Source organism: Campylobacter gracilis (genome assembly GCF_018374135.1).
Lineage (GTDB): Bacteria > Campylobacterota > Campylobacteria > Campylobacterales > Campylobacteraceae > Campylobacter_B > Campylobacter_B gracilis_A.
In genome coordinates, this window is the sequence record NZ_JAHAFS010000002.1 from 70,411 (window position 1) to 87,789 (window position 17,379).

A 17,379-nucleotide genomic window follows, 5' to 3' on the forward strand; every position below is an offset into this window, starting at 1 on the left:
TAATGCCATGCAAAAGCTCACAACAAGCCCAAATGATCAGATAAGTGCAGATTGCCAAAACGCTAGAGGTTATACCGCGAAATTTTATGGCGCTTAAAGTATCACGCTTCATTTTTTGCCTTTAGATTTTTAAAATTTTATGGCGGATTATACTTGCGGGATTTGAAATTTGGATAAATTTAGAAACTCCGCGTTACTGAATTTTAAAATTTAACGTCGTGAGATCGCAAAATTCTACCCACAAAAGCCCCGTGATAAAAAATTCGGCAAATTTTACCTCTAAAGGCGTGAGATCCACAAAGCCGAAATTTAGGTAAATTACTCTATAATTGTATTTTGTTTAATTATGGAGAGCGTTTTGAATATAAAAGGCGACATCGCAGATGGACTGACCGCAGGCATTATCACGCTGGCGCTGGCGATAGCAAACTCTATCCCCAGCGAGCTGGGAGCTAAAGCTGGTATCTCGGATATCTGGAAGTGATCGTGCTAGGGTTTTTACGGCAGCTTTCGGTGGTACAAAAATGTAAATCTGGAGACCTACTAGACCTATGACGGTCGGTAAGTGCCGCCGCGGTTGTGAGATTTGCGAGTGATGCTGGGGAGTGGGGATCGGCTTTGTGATTGTGGTATTTGCCATTTTGGAATTTGCGCTTAGGTAAATTTATCAAATATATCCCGTACTTTATCATTTCGGGCTTTATGAATGGCGTGGATGTCATAATAATTTTGCTTCATATAAATCCGGTGTTATGGCAAAAGGGCTTGGGCAAAATCACGGATGCGATCGTCGCTATTCCTAAGAGCGTCGCATCTAAAATCTAGCTACGCTTATACTCTTAGCGCAGCAACGCTAGTGATCTTATATATTATTTCCTAAAAAGCTCTCAAGACTTGTGTTTACGCTACTTTTGTGCTAGTAGTTTTAATCCCAATCTGCTACGCAATGAGCCTTGACGTACCTATGATAGGCGCGATCCCTATGGACTTTGCTAGCTTTACGATCCCTACGCTGAAAATTTTGTTACATAAGCTCTATCATAGGATATGGGTTAATTTTAGCGATTTTAGGTATGATATATTCGCTGCTGACTTCGCTTGTGGCAGATTCGATCACCAGAACCAAGCACTCCTCAAATCAAGAGGCTCATCGGTCAAGGTATCGGCAATGTGCTAGTGGGCTTTATAGGTGGTATCCCGAGAGCTAGCGCTACGATGCGAACGGTTGCAAATATTAAAGCGGGTGGGCTTGATAGATTATTTGATATAATGCAACTCAGTACTTTTTGTTACTGGCGGCATTGGTGTTTGCATTAGTAGCCGCATACGTGCCACTAGTGATGCTTGCCGGGATTTTATAAAAAGATAGGTGTCGATATCCTAGATTACCGCGTACTACGCGGTTTAACACATGTGCCGAAAAAACGTGTTAGTAATGATGCCGTATTTTTCTAACTGTGTTTGTGGAGCTTATCTTTGCCGTAGCAGTAGGCGTGGTGCTTGCGCATATAATTTATTACGCCAATTCATGCAAGGGTAAAAAGAAATTTGCTATCAAACCCTATATCTCGACGATGCGAAATTTGTCGAGATTATCGGACCGATATTTTTTACTGATAGCGCGCGTATTGTAGATGATCTACGTCTCCGGGTATGCCGGAAAAAGCTCACAATCGATTTCGGTCAGGCGACTTTTATAGACATTTCATTCGCTTACGCGCTCGAGGATTTTTTTGCAATGTGTTTAAAAAAATGCTACAAATGTGGATATAATCATCGACGAACGGCTATTTTTGGGTACGCTATTTTCGCTAATAAATTCCGATCTATTGGAAAAATTGAAGCCAAAATACATTATATTGGAATCTATCGAAAGACGAGCAGTGGATAGATTTGCATTTGATTTGGATAAATTTAAAAATGAAAGATCAAATTTAATAGCTCAAAAACGTGCTCCATCGTATCTTCAAACCCCAAAGCCATTTTTTATAAACACATTAAACTACAATAGCGTTTTATATCGCATAGCTTACAGGTTCAACGATCATGCCTTTTTATCAAAAGTGTATTATCTTAAGCTGGATGGAGATTTTTTTACCTCCAAAGATCAAAGCGGACTATTATTTTATTACGAAGATCTATATGGATTAGATAAATCAAATGCCGAAAATATTGCAGCGCTAAATAAAAATTTAAATGAAGTCCAGGAGCTTTTAGACAGATCCGGCATAAAACTATATTTTATGCCGATGGTGGATAAATACGATCTGTATTACGACCATATTTTGGATAAGAAATATGGAAAGAGCCGCTTTTTTGAACTGCTTCGCGGAGAGAACAAGCGATATGTATTTATAGACACGAAAAAAATTTTAAGCAAGCTGATAAAAAATGGAGTAAAGGACGTATATTTTTCCGATGATACACATATGAGCACCATGGCACTGAAAGAGATCATAGACAATATGGAATTTTAATTTAATTAATACCTATTTAAATTTCGCGGTATCCAGTAGGGTGAAAGCAGTTGTAAAAAATAAATTGCTGCATACCAAACATTAGAGGCTATACTGCAAATTTGAAATTTAGACAAATTAGAAACGAGCAGCCTTGTTAAATTCAAAAATCGGTGCTAGTTCCAAATTTTTTAGCAACTTTCGAACGAAACGGCCTCTAGGAGTTTTAAATTCGCGAGCAAATGATCTAAAATCGCTTTTACATTTTAAACGTTAAACGCGCAACTAAAATTCCAGATGGATATACACAAATACGATCGTGGCGAGATTGTAAAGGGTACGAAAATCATCTATAAAGCGGCCATCTATAAAAACTTGCGAGTAACGTCAAAGGGAATTTATCGGCGGCGCAAAAAGAGTAGTGCGCGAGTGGAATTTAAATAGAGCAAAATTTGAATTAAATTTAATCTTTTGGTTTTAAACGAGGATTGCTTCAGGCAAATAGGCACTAGAAGCTGAATTTTAAAAATATGCGAGCATTTATGAAAAAGCGAGTATTCAAGCTAAAATTGAAATTTTGCCAGGAAGGCTTGTCCGTAGCACGATACGCAAATCGCGACGAGTTAAAAGCGCAGCCTACGCGCGGCAACTACAAAGTTCGCGAAAGTCCTCACATAGCGTAATCCGGCTTTTAAATTTAAAAGCCGGAGTAAAATTTAGAGCAAATTAAACTATTTTACCTCAAAAGCAAAGGACGCGATGATCGTCTCTTCGTCGCATTTCTTTGGATCCGAAAATGCGAGCTTATTTCTTGCTTTTAGTATCCAAGGACCTGGCTTTAGCGCCATTACCTCGATTTCGCCCTTATCATCGGTCATACCATAAAATGCACTCATATCTTCCAGAAATCCATCCGGCGCACCTTCAACCGCGGCATTTGCAAGCGGCTTGCCTTCAAATAGCACTTTAATTTTAAACGGCTTATTGGCTTTGAAATTTACCGGATTTTCTAAAGGTACGAGCTCGAGTCGCTCGCCCACGGGCTTAGTTATGAGATCGCCTGCTTGTGTGTTGATTACGCCCTTTGCGAGCATAGTGGCGCGACGGCAAAATTTAGCGTCTTTGATCGTATCTTTCGTGCCGCCCATATGCCATTTGCCGCTTTTATCCTCGGTCCAAAAGGTCGGTTTATATTGCCCGGTAATGATATAGACGCCTTCCGGCTGCTTTTCGCCCTCAAATTTATAGTTTTCGCTCGTGCGCTTTAGCTCGATTTTTTTGCCGTTTTTATCTATGACTACGGGGATTTCAAAATTATTCTCCCTCTGCTTATCGATCGGCTCGCACGTGGCAAATCCATCTCCAAATCCGATCTGAACCCTCAGTTTGTCGTCATTTTGGCCCGCAAGCCAAAAATCATGCGCGCCTGCTACGCTAAATGCACCTAAAACTACCAATGCAGCTAAACTTTTCCTCATTTTTCATCCTTTCTTTTAATAAAATTTACTAAATTTAAAAACTATATCTTACGCCGACGCCGAGCGTTCTGCCTTTGCCATAGGTGATCAAGACATTACTCGCTCTGTCGCGTATGTGCGAGAAATACTCTTTGTCGGTCAAATTTTTGACATAAAAATACACGTCAAAGCCATCTTTTAGGTAGCCTACTTTTGCATCCGCCGTAAAATAGCTCTTTTGGGCTAGCTTATTTTGAGCATCGAAGTAGGTCTTGCCTATCATATTTCCGTCCAGTCTCGTATAAATTCCCATCGGAGCGTAGTATGACGCGCCCAAAGAGAGCTTATACTCGGGGTTTTTCTCGATTTTATTACCTTTATTATTCGTGCCGTCTTTGTTGATGTAATCTCCGTATTTGGTCTTTAGCAGGCTCGCGGCTAAATTTATATCAAGCTCCTTGCTCGCTTTTGCGACACCTTCAAATTCCACGCCCATAGATTTTGATTTATCGGCGTTTGCGGTCGAGTAGATGTTGGGGTTATTGGGGTCGGTGTAAAATATATGCGTGCCCTTGATGTCCATATAAAATAGCGCGGTAGAAAATCTAAAGCTCTCATACGAACCCTTTACGCCGATCTCGTAGTCATCGCTCGTCTGTGCGTCAAATTTATTATCCTCTCTGCTGCCGCCGGTGGTATAGAAATTAAAGCCACCGGCTAGATAGCCCTTCGAATACATCGCGTAAATATTTAGCTCGTCGGTGATATCGTATCCAAGTGCGATTTTTGGCAAAAACGTCCTAAATGTCGCTTTCTCATCCATCGAAAACGCGGGCGCACCGGGATTGTGTCCCAGCTCGTATGAAAAGTAATCGACCTTTGTGTGTTTTCTGATCTGCTGATACCTGCCGCCAAGCGTAGCGTCAAATTTACTCGTGATCGGATAGATGATCTGACCGAATACCGATGCCGTCTGCGCGCGATTGACCGAAGGCCAATCCTCGACTATCGTCCTACCGCCGCCGTCGCCGTATTGATCGCCGATCGGGCCGAAGACTTGCTTTTCGTTTTCGTAATAAAGTCCACCGACCCATTTGAAGCTTTGCTCGTCATTGCTACTAAATCTAAGTTCCTCGGAGAAGGTATCATTTTTAGAATTTAAAAATGTAACTAGCCCGTAGTGATCGGGGTCGAGATAGGTTATTTTACTACCAAAATCCTCGTCGTAAAGCCCGTCTTTTTTGGCTCTACGAAAGGTCGTAGCCGAAGTCGCGTCAAATTTGTCAAATTCATATTTTAGATCTAACGCTCCCGAGCTAGAGGTTTGCTTTACGCGGGCGGGAGTTTCTAAGTTTATATGCTTGGCTTCGCTTTTTGAGATATTGCCAAATCTCGATTTTGGGATAAAAAGCTCGTCGAGCGAGTTGTCCTGGCGGTGAAAAAGATCGCCGTAAATTTTAATCGTAAAACGATCGGTCGGCACTATCTTTAAATTTAGTCCGAAATTGTAATTTTTCTTGTCGTTGGCTTTATCGCCGTTTAGATCGTTGATGATCCAGCCGTCCTCTTTGGACGCCGAGCCGTTTAATCCTAAAAATAGTTTATCATCAATCAGTGCGCCGCTGGTTTCAAAAAGACCTAGCATGTATTTGTGCGAGCCGTATTCGGCGCCGACGCTGCCGCTCCACTCGTTAGTCGGTTCTTTTAAAACGATATTGATGATGCCGCCGATTGAGTCTTTGCCGTAGATCGCACTGCTAGGACCTCGCAAAACCTCGACGTGATCGATATTTGTAACGGGGATATAGGCTGCGTCTTTGTTGCTTTGTGCTACGCCGCCGACATAGACCGTGACGGGGTTGGAACTCGTATATATCGAAGGATTGAGTCCTCTAGTGCTGATGCCCTCGTACATTCCGCCTACACCGGTAATGTTTGGCATAGTTTTGACCAGCTCCTCGACGTTTTTGACATCGCGCTCTTGTAGCTCAGTATCGCTTACGACGCTGATACTTTGTGGTACATCCTTTAAATTTTCACTTATTTTGTTTGCGGTAACTTCTACTTCGCCGAGATTTACGCTTTGCTTAGTTTGCTCGTCGGCTATGGCTGGATTTGCGGCACTCAATAAAAGTAGGGTAGCTGCAGCTTCAGAGAGAGAGAGAGAGAGAGAGAGAGAGAGAGAGAGTAAAAACTTTCAAAATTTAACTCCTAAAATCTGATAAAATTTTCGCGTTATTATATCAGATGAGATAATCATTGTCAATACTATTACAATATTAAATTAATGCAAAATATAAGTATGATTTGTATTAATTTAATATTGTAAATATTAGATACGAAATAGGGTGATGCAATAAGCTTATTAGAATTTAAATAAATACGTTCATAAAATTTATGTAAATGATGCAAAATTAATAAAATCAAAAAATTCATTTTTATAAATCGTTTATTGCATAAAAATCATTAATATGAAAATATATATCAGTAGTTTATCGTTTTTCAATTTTTTGGAGCAAAAGCACTATAATTCTAGGTATTTCATATTGAAAACTATAATTTTCAAGTAAAAAATCAATACGAAATTAACGTATAATTATGTGAATAATTTTATGTATTTTTAACGCATTTGTTGTTTTTATTAATGGTTTTTATTAGAAGAATTTTTACATAAATACATTTGATAATTTATGTGACTTAAAATGAAATTAGCAGGACGATGTGTTTTCCGCAAGAATTAAAATAGATAATATCTGAATTTGGCGGAAATGAAGTTTTGCTTATGGCGGGGATTTAAATTTAAAATATGGGCAGTTATGCCCCTAGAAAACGCCCTCTTTTATTCAATAACCAGGCGCATTAGATACATATCCTCGCCATCGATTACGCTGATTTCGGAGCTTTTGCAACGCGGGCAAGAAAAGTCGTTTTGCGTCAAATCTCCGCTAAAACCGCAGTTTTTGCATTTTACGACGATTTCTTGGGTATGGATAATGAGATCCGCATTTTCGCAGACGGTGCCTGCGCGAAAGACTTCATAGCAGTTTTGCAGATAATGCGCTTCCACGCCGCTTAGCCGCCCTATTTTTACGTGCAGTTTCCTTATCTGCGGACTTTTCGAACCAAATGCATCGTAAGACGCCTGCGGATTTGCATCTAAATTTTTATAAAAATCGCCGTTTTTGCCATTTGAGTTCGTATTCGTAGCACCCGTATTTTCGGTATACTCGGTGCCTATGTCGGTATTCGCGGAATCCGTATTTTCATTGGCGGTATCGTCGGCGATGTCGCAGCGATTTTTATCGCCCTGCTCGGCTGCGCCTTTTTTCTTTGCTTTTTCGGCGTTTAGCGCCTTTTCACATAGCGCCACAAGATCCGCTACGATCGATAGTTCATGCATTTTTTCCTCTAAATTTTACGGCCACGCCGTATTTTATACGAAATTTTATTGTAAATTTAAAAACGTGCTCTGAAATTTAGGCTTAAATTTGCCAAATTTGCACGCAAATTTAACAAATCCTCGGCAGTAGTTCGCCTTTCGGGAGCTCCAAAAATCGCTGCGAACCGTAGGCATTTTGCAAAATCACTCGCCCTTTTGCCGCATGCGAAGTTTGAAATTGTCCCGCCCTATTTTCTGATAACGTGCCCGCGTCGCTCACATCCACAGATCCATCATGTGCACTAGGTCTAGGCGTCAAAGCGCCCTTAAATTCGCCTTTGTCGTGCCCTGCTTCGCGTACTTCGCCGATGATTGCGGCATTTGCGTCAAATTCGCGCAGTATTTCAAGCGCCCTATCTGCCTCGGCGCCATCTTCTACGATCGCTACGAAAGTGCCTTCGTTTGCAAGCTCGTACGGCTCGAAGCCTAGCAGCTCGCACACGCCCACTACTTCGTCGCTGATTTTGATATCCTCTTCACGCACCAAAAATTCAAGCCCGCTAGAGCTTGCAAATTCATTCAAAACCGCGCTGAGCCCGCCGCGCGTCGCATCTCGCATCGCCTGGATCTTCACGCCTTGCGAGATCAGCTTTTCTACCGCAGCGCAAAGCGGTTTGCAGTCGCTTTGCAGCTCGCTGCTTAGCGCGATCTCGTCGCGTGCCGCGAGTATCACCGCCCCGTGCCGCCCGATGTCGCCGCTAAGCAGGATTTTTGCGCCCGCTTTGATATTTTGTACGCGCGCAGGTCGCAAAATACGGCCGATGCCGCTAGTGTTGATGAAAATTTTATCGCATTTGTCGCGCGGCACGACCTTTGTGTCGCCGCAAACGATACGAACGCCGCAGCTTCGTGCAGTGCTCGCCATCGAGTCCAGGATGCGTCGCAGCTCGCTTAGGCTAAGCCCCTCCTCGATGATGAGCGCGCAGCTTAAAAACAGCGGCTTCGCGCCCACCATCGCAAGGTCGTTGACGGTGCCGCAAACGGCGATCTTGCCGATGTCTCCGCCGTTAAAAAACAGAGGCGTGACGACGAAACTATCGGTGCTGAAAGCTATCTCTCTGCCGAAACTAGCCGCCAAATTCAAAGCAGAACTCGCCGCGCGGTCAAAACCAGCTCCGGCGTCTAAATTTAGTATCGCGCTGTCGTTGTTGGCGCGCAAAATTTCATTATCAAACGCCGCAAAGATCGTCTCGTTGATGAGCCTATTCATCTCCTCGCCGCCGCCGCCGTGGCTTAAAAGTATAGTTTCATTCAAATTTTTCCTTTTCACTCGGTTTTAAATTTAAAGCCCGTATTCCGCAGTCGAACGAGCCGTGCTACTGCGGCGCCGCGCAAAATTTAGCCCGCGTTTTTGACGTCGCCGTATTTATAGTACGCCGCGCATGCCCCTTCGCTTGAGACCATGCACGATCCTATCGGGTTTTGCGGCGTGCAGTGCTTGCCGAAAACCTTGCAATCATACGGGCTTTTTTTGCCGCGCAAAATTTCGCCGCAGATACAGACCTTGCTCTCGGGAGCGCTCTGTATGCTGCAATCAAACTGCACCCTGGCATCCAGCGCCGCGTACTGCGGGCGCAACTTCATGCCGCTTTTTGGAATTTCGCCGAGCCCTCGCCACGGAAAATCGCAAATTTCAAAATATTTATCTATCAAATTTTGCGCTTTTTGGTTGCCGCTATCTTTTACGACGCGCTCGTATTCGTTGAAAACCTCGTAGGTGCCGGCGTTTTGCTGCTCCACCAAATTTAACACGCCCGCCATTATATCAAGCGGCTCAAACCCGCTTACGGCGATCGGTTTTTTGTAATCCCGCGCAATGCTCTCGTAGACCTTCGCGCCGGTGATCACGCTTACATGGCTAGGTCCTAAAAACGCGCCTATTTGCACATCCGCGCCGTCTAAGATCGCTCGCACGGGCGCGGGCACCGTGACGTGGTTGATGTGAAAAAAGAGATTTTTTAGCCCCAAGCTTAGCGCTTTATCGATCAGTACGGCGCTCATCGGCGTCGTAGTCTCAAAGCCGATCGCAAAAAATATCACCGTTTTTTGCGGATTTTCCTGCGCGATCTTTATGCAATCAAGCGGGCTATAAAGCGCTCTGATGTCGTGCCCCTCGCCGCGCAGCTTCTGCAAGCTGGTGCGAGAGCCGGGTACGCGCAGCATGTCTGCTAGAGTGCAAAAAATACTCTGCGGCATTGCGGCGAGCTTGATCGCCTCGTCGATACGACTGCGCGGCATCACGCACACCGGACAGCCGGGGCCGTGGATAAATTTGATATTTTCGCCGACCAGGCTCGGAAGGCCGAATTTCATGATCGAGTGCGTGTGTCCGCCGCAAATCTCCATAATGTTTAGCGGCTTTTTGCTTTTAGAAATTATCAGCTTACTAAGCGCTAAAATCAGCTCTTTGTTTCTAAAATCCTTGATTAGATCCATTATTTACCTTAAATTTTACGGGTTTGCAAGCCGTTTTAATTCTCTGCGCCGGCTCTCGGCTCTATGCTTTCATATACGGAGCTCTCTTCCACCCTCATCTGCTTTGCGATCTGCTCGTAAATTTCGATACTCTCCTTCGCTCGCTGCGTATCGATCTTCTCCATTGCAAAGCCAACGTGGATCAGCACGTACTCCCCGACCGCCGCAGGCTCGGGGAGTAGATCCAAGCTCACGCCGCGGCGCACGCCCAGAGTCTCCACGGTGGCGAAATTATTTTCGTCGATCGAGATGATTTTTGAAGGGATTGAAAGGCACATTAACGAAATTCCTTCTTGTATTGTAGGAATTTCAGCCATTTTTCCACGCCCTCGCCGCTTTTACTATCAAGAGCGATGACGTCGGCTTTCGGATTGAGTTTGTGTACCTCACGCACCACTTCATCCATATCGAAGTCAAAATACGGTAGTAGCGCGGTTTTAGTGATTACGACGCAGTCTGCGCGGCGAAATATGACAGGATATTTTGCGATTTTATCGCTGCCCTCTGGCACGCTTAGAAGCACTACGTTTAGGTGCGCACCCACGTCGAATGCCGCAGGGCAGACGAGGTTTCCGACGTTTTCTATGAAAACCAGATCCAAGCCTTTCGTATCGATATGATGAAGCCCCTCGTGAACCATAAAGGCATCCAGATGGCATGTTTCGCCGGTGCTGATCTGATGGGCCTGCGCGCCCGCTTTTATGATGCGATCGGCGTCGCGGTTAGTCTCTAGATCGCCCTCGATGACGCCGATTTTAAATTTACCGCTTTTGATAGTGGCCTCAAGTAGCGTCGTCTTGCCGCTGCCGGGGCTGCTCATCAAATTTAGGCATAAAATTTTATCCTCATCCAGATGGGCTCTGTTGTGAGCGGCCTCCTCGTCGTTGGCACTTAAAATTTTACTCATCACTTCGATCGTCTTGGCATCGCTGATAGCGACATTTGCGTGGATGTGATCGTGCGCGTCGTGCTCGTGATCGACCCCCGCCTCATGCATATGGGCGTGGGAGTGGACGGTGCCGTCCGCGTGGGTGTGGACATGCTCGTGTGTCATATCTGCGTGCGAATGGGTGCCCGCTTCGTGAGTGTGGCCGATGGAACAGCCGCAATCTTTACACATTTTTTCTCCTTGGATAATAAATTTTGCGCGTAAAATACCACGTTTTTGCTTTAAATGGCGTAAATTTGATAAATTTTATATCAAGACGCGAAATTTTATGAAATTTAACGGGCTTGGAAATTTATGCGCTTCGGTTTTATCTAAATTTCATGCGTTATTTGCAAAGGCTCGACGTAAAATTTTTAAAGCTCGCGAGTATAAAGCACTGCTTTAAATTTAATCGCTTGCTCACAGATTGCAGAGCCCACGCTGCAAATTTGGACCTCGCAGCTCGCAACGGCTCAAAATAAACTAAAGATTGCCGTAGATAGAAGCACGAAATTTAGGGCTTGCGAGCGGATTTTACCGGCGCTCTACAATCTCGCGCGTGCTCTCCGGCGTGCCGAACACCAATGCGGCGGTCGTTTTCATATCGATTTTGCGCTAGCTCGGCTTTACAACAAATACGGCATGAAGGCGTCGCTCCTTATAGATCGAGCTGCTGCGCCGGTTTTGTGCCTGTGCGGTAAAATTTAGACCCGCGGCAAGAATGCTTTTTGATTAAAATTTAAAAATTTTGCGCTTTCGTTTGCCGCGTAAATTTAAACAAATTTTATTTGCACGCCTTGCGCAGCCGCGTCGCCCGAATCCTCCACTCGATCAAGAATCGCGCTGCACAACTCGCAAAAGTCGCGCAGCCGCTGCGTTTGAATTTACGAGCGCGTAAATTTAGCGTAACGCGCTGTTTTTAAATGCGCAAAAGCCCTACGCTTCGGTAATGACCGCCTTTACGAGCTTGGAAAATTTCACCCCTTTTAGCGCGCCGATTTTGGCGCTGAGCCGCTCAATCTTTGAAATTTTATCCCGCATCGTGATCTCCTCGAAGCAGTGGCGCTCGTCGATGTGGAAGTGGCTGGTGCTGACGATGGTGACGTTTGCGTGGTGCTCGATCTCTACGAGCTGCTCAATCAGATCGCTTTGGTGATGATCGTAAGCGATGCAAAGCACGCCCACGCAGTCATCCTCGCCATCTCCGTGAAGTACGCCCTCGACCATCTTTTCGCGTATGAGATCGCGGATAAACTCGCTGCGGCTTAGGTATTGCTTGGCGCGCACCATCTCATCGAGATCCTCAAAAAGCTTCGTCGGCAGCGAAATGCTAAATCTTACGGCGCTCTCTTTTTCCTCTTTTTTCATAGCTTCCCTTATTTCGCGTATTTTGAACGTAATTTTACCGAAATTCCGCTCAAATAGTAAGAATTTCGCGCTAATTTGGCTTATTCTTTAAAATTTAAAGCTCCGAGGCATCGTGCGTATTTTGAAATTTTGCTCGCGATTTCGCGTTGTATTTTAGTGCTAGCGCGATGAAATTTACCGGTGCTACGTTATTTTAAATTCTACCGCGAGCTTGCGTCCAAATTTTAAGGATCAGGCGCTAAATAGCGTCTTAGTTTGGGATTTGCGCAGTATCTAGCCACGCGCCGCGGTAGAATTTTGTATCGATCGCCGTAATAGCACGTGTGACGCTATGGCAGGCAACGGCGCGCCGTTAAATTTTAAAATTTTAACGTTTCGGTTGCGACATATAGAGACGGAGGGACGCAAATTTGTTCGTTACTTTTGCGATTTTAGAAAGCTAGCCGCGGTGGATTTTACCACCCGTAGCGTTAGAAATTTACGCAAAGAGCAGGCATGGCGCAGAGCCATCAAATTTAGCGGCGAGATGAGACTAATAAATTTTAAAAAGAGCGAGCTTAGCGGCTATAATTGCGTTTTTTGTGGATGAGCTTAGCGCGAAATTTCGCTTAGATACGCCGCGAGCTGCCCGTATGCGATGCCGCTGTCGTTGCACGGGATCTCGCGGTTTAGATAAAATTTGATGCCCCGCTCGCGCATCTTTGCGCACGTAAGATTTAGAAGCGTCGCGTTTTGGAAGACCCCGCCGCTTAGCGCGACCTCGAGCCCGAAGCCCTCCGCAAACTCCGCGATGAAATTTACGATGGCGTTTATAAATTTCGTCGCGGCCAAGCGCGGCTCATCGCGCAAAGCCTGCAAAAACGCCTCTTCGTAATCGATCACATAGCATTCGCCCTCAAGGCTCGGCGCGCAAGCTCCATTTTGCGGGGCTTGATCGGCGCTAGAAGCGTCTTTGCTTTCCAAATTTATTAAATTTAGGGCGGATGCTTGGTTTATAGAATTTGCAGCGGAGCTTTCATTCTTTTCACCGCCGCCTGCGATGTTTTCAGCCACCCGCTCAAGCTCATTTTTACTCGCCGCATCATCCGCAAGCTCTTTAAAATCGCCTTGCAACGCGCAGCTATCTTTCATACCGCTACGATCTTGCGCATTTAAACCACTCTGCCCCGCTTCGCGCGCCAAATCATCGGCGCTTTGCTGCTGTGAAGCGGATTGCGGTGCGTTTTGGATAAAATTTTCGCCCGCTTTTTTTAATCTAAATTTATAGCTCTGCTTGCAGCCGTCGATATATAGGTTCTCAAGTCGCATGCCCGCCTCGCCGTCGAAGCTTACGGTTCGCAGGTCGCAAATGACCGCAGCAAACGCGTCGAATAGCCGCCCGAGCGAGCTTGAGCGGACGGCACGCGGTGCGATTTTTTCTAAATTTGTGACTTCGCTCGCGTTAAATTTTGCCAAAAACTCGCGCGCAGCGTCCTTTGCATTGAATTTAAATATGAGCGCGAGCGCGAGCTTGTAGATGTTTTTTATCGCATTCTCGCCGCCGATAAGCGCGATCTCGTCAAATTTTGCGACGCGACGGTAGCCGTGCGGATCAAAGATCATCACTTCTCCGCCCCAGATTGTGCCGTCCGTGCCGTAGCCGGTGCCATCGAAGCAGAAGCCGAGGTATTTTTTGCCACTAAAAAGCAGCTCATTTTGCGCCAGATTCGACACGAGATGCGCGAAATGGTGCTGGTAGCGAACTACGGGGTATCCGCGCTGCTCGAAAAATCGCGTGTGCGAAAACTGCGGATGCAGATCCGCGATGACGGCGTCGAACTTCAGCTCGTAGGCGCGCACAAACATATCCAAAAGCGCGAAAAATCGCTCATTCGTGGCGACGTTTTTAAGATCGCCGATGTAGGGCGAGATGAAAATTTGCCCGTCTTTGTAGATCGCAAACTGATTTTTAAGCTCCGCTCCGAGCGCCAGAAAAGTGCCTTTGGCACGGAATTTGCTAGGGAAAATTTTTGGGTTCATTCCGCGAGAGGTTCGCAAAAACAGAGCGCGATCTAAAATTCCGCTCGCTTGATCGTTCGCGCTTTTGAAATTTAACGCTGCGACGCCGTTTTTAAAATTTAATGTTGTGTCCTGGCTGCCTGGGGTCGCGTCTCGCTTGCTATTTGAGGTCACAAAGCGCTCGCTATCCAGGGCTGCGATATTATGCTTGACTTCGCTTGACGCCGCTACGTCGCTTTTTAAATTTGAAGGTGCGGCGCCAAATTTATCGCTCAATGTTGCCGCGCCCTGCTCGCCTTTTGCTTTTTTGAAATTTTTCGCGTTCTCGGGGCTGCGGCGCTTCATATCAATCAATGCCGCGCCGTTTTTAAAATTTAAAGATGCACCGTCGCGTTCATCGTTTGATGTCACGACGTTGTGCCCGTCATCCGAGAGCGCGTCACAACGATCTATCGCCGCATCGGCGCTTTCATCGGCTGCCGCCGCATCGCAGATGCTACCTAGCCCGGCGCTTTCTTGCTCGTTTTTTGCTTTTTTGGATAAATTCTGCGAATTTTTTAGCTCACAAACGGCTACTTGCGAGCTTTGCAGACCTTCACTCGGATCACGCTTCGAGCCTTGCTTGGAATTTGCCCGTTTCAGATCATCGCTTTTCGAGTTTGACGTATTTTCATTCGGTTGCCGCTTTATAATCACGTTCAAATCGGATTTCGTATCGATTGAGGGAAGCGACATAGCATGCGGTGCTTCAAAATTTTGCGCTATATTCTCGCTGCGAACCTGGGTCTCAAGCGTGTATATATCGTGCGTGCGATCGTTTGCATTCGCGCTTGCAGCTTCTTTTTTAATTTCCTGCAAAAACGCTATACTATCGTCGCTCGGCGTTAAAATTTCGCGGTCGTTATCCAAGTAAAACGAGATAACTCCGCCCAGCTTTGCGCGCAGCTCCTCGGCGTTAAAAATAATGGGCTCGCCGCTAATGTTGGCGCTTGTGGCGACGATCGGGCGATCAAAGTATTCAAAAAGCAGCAGATGCACGCCGGTGTTGGCTAGGAAAATGCCGATTTTATTAAGGTTCGGCGCCACGCTCGGAGCGATAAAAATCGCGCCCGCCTTAAAAATCGCCGAAAAACTCGCGGGCAAACGCACGAAATCACCCTCGTTATCGGAATATGCGCCACGCACGTCCGTCACACACGCCTGCGCGGAGCATGAGTCTTGCGAATCTATTTTCTGTCGCAAACCAGACTCGCACGCCGAGCGCTGTAAGTCTACTCCATCCTCGGCATGTCGCAAGTCCTGAATATTCGCCGAATTTTGCGAAATAGACTTGTCTGTCGCAAGCCGAGAATTAGGCCCATTCGCTACGCATTGCGGGTCTCTGCCATCAACTGCGGACTGTAAATTTAATTTGTTAATTGCTTGCTGCAGCTCTAGCCCGCCTTCTGCTTGCGGCGAGCTCAAATTTTTAGCCGCGCGCTGCAAATCAGACCCATCGTATGCGCGCTCTAGCTCGTTTGCCGCACACTGCGAGTCGTCTGCCGCTAGCGTATCGTAGGCGAAATTACGGTGCGCCGTTTTACTGAAAATTTGCGCACTCTGTAATCTCCCCTGCTTTGCGCAATTTTCAGCGCCTTGCGTGCTAAATTTTTGCGCTGCGAAATTGCGTAAATTTTGTAGTGCAGAGCCCTGCTTTTGCGCTGATTCTTCTTGCTCGCCCGCAAATCTCGGCGATATAGGATTTTTGCCTTGCGCCTTTAAATTTTGCGTGCCGAAATCTGCCGCGAAGCCCGCCTCTGTGCGCCAAACAAACTCGCGCTTTTTTAAAATCACGATCGGCTTGACATTGCAATCTATCAGCGCCTCTTCCTCTGCGCTTAGGCTCGCTGCGCGCCATACCTGCGCTGCGTCGCGACACATGATCGCAAAGGGCTTGCCCGGGCGCTTTTTGAGCGTTCGCAGCATGCGTACCGCGCGCTCGTTCGTCGCATCGCAAACGATATGAAAGCCGCCCATCCCCTTGATCGCGCCGATCTGTCCACGCCGCAAAAGCTCCGCCGTGCGCGCTATCGCCTCTTCGCCGCTTGATAAAATTTCGCCGCCCGCGCCGCATAAAAACAGCTGCGGACCGCAGTGTGGGCAGGAGATCGGCTCGGCGTGATAGCGGCGCGTGAGCGGGTCCGTGTATTCGCCGCGGCAGAACTCGCACATCTCAAACGCCCTCATCGTGGTGTTTGCGCGGTCGTACGGCAGCGCTGCGATGATGCTAAGGCGCGGGCCGCAATCCGTGCAGTTGATAAATGGGTAGTGAAAGCGCGGATTTTGGGGGTCGTAAAACTCTTTTTTGCACTGATCGCAGATCGCAAAATCGGGCAAAATCGGATTAAATTTACGCCCCTCCTTGGATTGCGTGATCTTAAAATCAGTAAAATTCTGCGTAAAATATTGCGTATTTAGATCGGTGCGGATAATTTTATCGATACGACAAAGCGGCGGCGCTTCACTGCGAAGTCGCTGTTCGAAAATTTTTAAAATTTCTTCTTCGCGCAGATCTTGCTCGGCACTTTGCGAATCGTGTTTAAAGCCCTGTAAATTCCCCTTCGCGCCTTGCAAATTGTACTTAATATTTTGCAAGTCTTGCAGCGATTCATTCTGCGACATACCGCGCTGCTGCGACGAATTTTGCACGACGAAATTTTGATCCGACGAAGCGGGCAAAATGGAGCTCTGCTCGTTTAGATCGGTCTCGAATAAGTTCGGTAAAAATTTCTCGCTCGCTGCGGCTTGCGAATCGCTCGTCAAATCATGCGGCAAGCTCATCAAATCTAAATCAGGCGGATTTGCTAAATCATTCGCCAAATCGCGCGACGAGCCGGTCAAATCATTTGGCGAGTTCGGTGCGCTCTGCGGCGAAAAGGAGCTCTCGTTTAAATTTGAACTTGCAAAATTTAGTGATGAGTTCGCGGCCTTGTTAGAATCCGACTCGGCAGAATTTAAAGACCGAGCAGCTGATGACAATACTTTCTGCGCTTGAATTTCGTTAGAATTTGGCTCATCTAAATTTAAAAGGGCGGAATTTTTATCCATCGAGCCTTTTTGCGGCTCGGAAAGGTCTGTGCAAACGATGATTTTAACGCCCTCGCCGTCGTTATAAACCTCGCCTTTTAGCCCCAAATCCACGGCGAGCTTGTAGACGAACGGGCGAAACCCGACCCCCTGCACTGCTCCGAAAACCTTAAATTTAGCCGCTTTCATGCA

At 46.3% G+C, this 17,379-nt stretch carries 14 protein-coding genes; 5 read left to right on the forward strand and 9 right to left on the reverse strand.

Annotated features, from left to right (window positions below; genetic code table 11):
- The first annotated feature begins 358 nt into the window (after positions 1–358).
- The 5 genes from KH703_RS01470 (at position 359) to KH703_RS10005 (ending at position 1,891) form a co-directional block, all read left to right on the forward strand.
- Positions 359–484: a hypothetical protein gene (locus KH703_RS01470; protein WP_304293509.1), complete on the forward strand. Its 126-nt coding sequence runs from the start codon at positions 359–361 to the stop codon at positions 482–484.
- A gap of 140 nt (positions 485–624) precedes the next feature.
- On the forward strand, positions 625–825 hold the full coding sequence (locus KH703_RS01475; protein WP_304293511.1) for a SulP family inorganic anion transporter: 201 nt from the start codon (positions 625–627) through the stop codon (positions 823–825).
- Between the two features lie 88 nt (positions 826–913).
- Positions 914–1,177, forward strand: coding sequence for a hypothetical protein (locus KH703_RS01480; RefSeq protein WP_304293513.1), 264 nt, complete (start codon positions 914–916; stop codon positions 1,175–1,177).
- Positions 1,177–1,317 carry a hypothetical protein gene (locus KH703_RS10000; RefSeq protein WP_369692716.1) on the forward strand — a complete coding sequence of 47 codons (141 nt, stop codon included), beginning with the start codon at positions 1,177–1,179 and terminating at the stop codon, positions 1,315–1,317. The genes KH703_RS01480 and KH703_RS10000 overlap by 1 nt, the downstream gene beginning before the upstream one ends.
- Positions 1,318–1,546: 229 nt before the next feature.
- On the forward strand, positions 1,547–1,891 hold the full coding sequence (locus KH703_RS10005; protein WP_369692717.1) for an STAS domain-containing protein: 345 nt from the start codon (positions 1,547–1,549) through the stop codon (positions 1,889–1,891).
- 1,296 nt (positions 1,892–3,187) lie between these two features.
- Here KH703_RS10005 and KH703_RS01490 read toward each other — a convergent pair.
- The 9 genes from KH703_RS01490 to KH703_RS10010 form a co-directional block, all read right to left on the reverse strand.
- Positions 3,188–3,934: a DUF4198 domain-containing protein gene (locus tag KH703_RS01490; RefSeq protein ID WP_304293516.1), complete on the reverse strand. Its 747-nt coding sequence runs from the start codon at positions 3,932–3,934 to the stop codon at positions 3,188–3,190.
- A gap of 34 nt (positions 3,935–3,968) precedes the next feature.
- Positions 3,969–6,041, reverse strand: a complete 2,073-nt coding sequence (locus tag KH703_RS01495; protein ID WP_304293518.1) for a TonB-dependent receptor — start codon at positions 6,039–6,041, stop codon at positions 3,969–3,971.
- Positions 6,042–6,752: 711 nt separating this feature from the next.
- Positions 6,753–7,313 (reverse strand): hydrogenase maturation nickel metallochaperone HypA, encoded by a 561-nt coding sequence (locus KH703_RS01500; protein ID WP_304293520.1) that lies wholly within the window; start codon positions 7,311–7,313, stop codon positions 6,753–6,755.
- A 109-nt stretch (positions 7,314–7,422) separates the two neighbouring features.
- The gene (gene hypE / locus KH703_RS01505; protein WP_304293521.1) at positions 7,423–8,607 is read right to left on the reverse strand and encodes a hydrogenase expression/formation protein HypE; all 1,185 of its coding nucleotides are present in this window, start codon (positions 8,605–8,607) and stop codon (positions 7,423–7,425) included.
- Positions 8,608–8,690: 83 nt separating this feature from the next.
- Positions 8,691–9,788 carry a hydrogenase formation protein HypD gene (hypD, locus tag KH703_RS01510; RefSeq protein WP_304293523.1) on the reverse strand — a complete coding sequence of 366 codons (1,098 nt, stop codon included), beginning with the start codon at positions 9,786–9,788 and terminating at the stop codon, positions 8,691–8,693.
- A 35-nt stretch (positions 9,789–9,823) separates the two neighbouring features.
- Entirely contained in the window at positions 9,824–10,105 is a 282-nt protein-coding gene (locus KH703_RS01515; protein WP_304293525.1) for a HypC/HybG/HupF family hydrogenase formation chaperone, read from the reverse strand.
- Complete coding sequence (gene hypB / locus KH703_RS01520; protein ID WP_304293527.1) at positions 10,105–10,947, reverse strand: hydrogenase nickel incorporation protein HypB; 843 nt, start codon at positions 10,945–10,947, stop codon at positions 10,105–10,107. Before hypB ends, KH703_RS01515 begins: the two co-directional genes overlap by 1 nt.
- Before the next feature lie 744 nt (positions 10,948–11,691).
- Positions 11,692–12,123: a nickel-responsive transcriptional regulator NikR gene (nikR, locus tag KH703_RS01525; protein ID WP_005870445.1), complete on the reverse strand. Its 432-nt coding sequence runs from the start codon at positions 12,121–12,123 to the stop codon at positions 11,692–11,694.
- A gap of 591 nt (positions 12,124–12,714) precedes the next feature.
- Positions 12,715–17,376, reverse strand: a complete 4,662-nt coding sequence (locus KH703_RS10010) for a Sua5/YciO/YrdC/YwlC family protein (RefSeq protein ID WP_369692715.1) — start codon at positions 17,374–17,376, stop codon at positions 12,715–12,717.
- Positions 17,377–17,379 lie beyond the last annotated feature (3 nt).

Bases quoted from the DNA above. Each gene is read 5' to 3' on its own strand.
- hypD (WP_304293523.1), bottom strand. From the start codon at position 9,788: ATGGATCTAATCAAGGATTTTAGAAACAAAGAGCTGATTTTAGCGCTT.
- KH703_RS01515 (WP_304293525.1), bottom strand. From the start codon at position 10,105: ATGTGCCTTTCAATCCCTTCAAAAATCATCTCGATCGACGAAAATAAT.
- hypB (WP_304293527.1), bottom strand. From the start codon at position 10,947: ATGTGTAAAGATTGCGGCTGTTCCATCGGCCACACTCACGAAGCGGGC.
- KH703_RS01490 (WP_304293516.1), bottom strand. From the start codon at position 3,934: ATGAGGAAAAGTTTAGCTGCATTGGTAGTTTTAGGTGCATTTAGCGTA.
- nikR (WP_005870445.1), bottom strand. From the start codon at position 12,123: ATGAAAAAAGAGGAAAAAGAGAGCGCCGTAAGATTTAGCATTTCGCTG.
- KH703_RS01500 (WP_304293520.1), bottom strand. From the start codon at position 7,313: ATGCATGAACTATCGATCGTAGCGGATCTTGTGGCGCTATGTGAAAAG.
- KH703_RS10010 (WP_369692715.1), bottom strand. From the start codon at position 17,376: ATGAAAGCGGCTAAATTTAAGGTTTTCGGAGCAGTGCAGGGGGTCGGG.